This window comes from Mycobacterium persicum, assembly GCF_002086675.1.
Taxonomy (GTDB): Bacteria; Actinomycetota; Actinomycetes; order Mycobacteriales; family Mycobacteriaceae; genus Mycobacterium; species Mycobacterium persicum.
Genome location: NZ_MVIF01000235.1, coordinates 1 through 1,328, shown reverse-complemented (window position 1 = coordinate 1,328; position 1,328 = coordinate 1). Strand labels below are relative to the sequence as shown.

Here is a 1,328-nt window from a genome sequence, read left to right as displayed (position 1 = left end):
GGTTGCGGTGGGGGTGGGGAGTTGAGGGTGGTGACCGGGCCGCCCAGCGTGGCCGCGTTGAGCATGCCCGCGGGTGCGCTGCTGCCGGCCCGCTCGACCGGTGGTGGGGCAAAACCGTCGCCGGTGGGCCGAACGTAGCTGGTGAAACCGGCACCCGGATAACCGCTGACCCCACCAGGCCCCAGCTCCGATCCAGGCGGGGTCAAGGCGCCGGCGCGGCTCTGCAGCGCCTCGGCGAGCTGCGCCGAGGCCGGCCCCTCACCGGCAGGGGGAGCGCCGGTGGGGGCGCCAACTACCCCGGCCGGTGAGATCCTTGCGAACATCCCCACCGCAGCCTGCGGCGCCGGATGCACTGTCGGAGCCGCGATCGGGGTGCCCGCCACCGAGGCCGCCTTCGGGGCGGCCGACGGCACAGCATCTCCCAGCGCGGCCACTGACGGGGTGAGCACCGCGTGGATGGCTTGCTCGCTGGCGCGCAGGGTTGCCCCGGCCGCGCTGATCGCCCCGGCTTCGCCCCACCCCGCCGCCGCAGCCGCCAGTGATGCTCCGGGCACCGCCGGCGGAAACGGCACCATGATCGCCGCGGCGGCAGCGCGCAACGCCGCCCCATAGGCCGCACCCGCAGCCGCGTTATGCGGCCACATCTGCCCGTAATACTCGACGTTCAACGCCACGATCTTCGGGGTCAACGCCCCCCACACCAACGGGTTAATCTGCTGCGCAGCGGCCTCATCCACCCGATTAGCCGCCGCCTCCTCGGCGGTGACCATCGACGCCACCGCGCTCTGATGAGCACCCGCCGCCGCCACCACCTGGGCCGCCTTGTCCACCAGCGCCGCCGCCAGCAGCTCATGCTGAGCATCCAGCGCACCGTGGGTGACCGCCGAGGCCGCCGCCCCCACCCCGCGCCAACCGGTGCCGTAGGTGGCCGCCCCACTGACTGCCGAGGCCGCCACCACCGCCTGCACCTACGCCGCCTGCGCGCTCAACGTGTCGGCATAAGCCAACGTCGAAGCTGGACCAGACCCTGAGGCCAACGCCGCATAGTTGGCCTCCGGGGAAAACGCCGACCAGGGATGGCCCACCACAATCCCCTAATCCCTACTGGGCCAGGGCCGCCGCTCGCATCGCCTCACTAGCCACCGTGATCCCGGCCGCCACCGACTGCGCATCAGAAAACATCCCCCGCGCCGCGGCATGCTCAGCAGCGGCGCTCACATACGCTGCTCCCACCGCGGCCAGCGCCGCAGCGAACGCCGCCGAATCAGCATCCACTCCCATTGGCACCATTTTAAATAACATTTGCGCGACCGCGGATATCTACACAC

General features: G+C 71.5%; 2 protein-coding genes. Both read right to left on the bottom strand.

The annotated features are described in order from the left end of the window. On the bottom strand, nucleotides 1-968 hold a 968-nt coding region (locus BST40_RS28075), incomplete at its 3' end, for a PPE domain-containing protein (protein ID WP_083156581.1). A gap of 133 nt (nucleotides 969-1,101) precedes the next feature. Further along, nucleotides 1,102-1,281 carry a hypothetical protein gene (locus BST40_RS28070; RefSeq protein ID WP_142276855.1) on the bottom strand — a complete coding sequence of 60 codons (180 nt, stop codon included), beginning with the start codon at nucleotides 1,279-1,281 and terminating at the stop codon, nucleotides 1,102-1,104. Nucleotides 1,282-1,328: the final 47 nt, after the last annotated feature.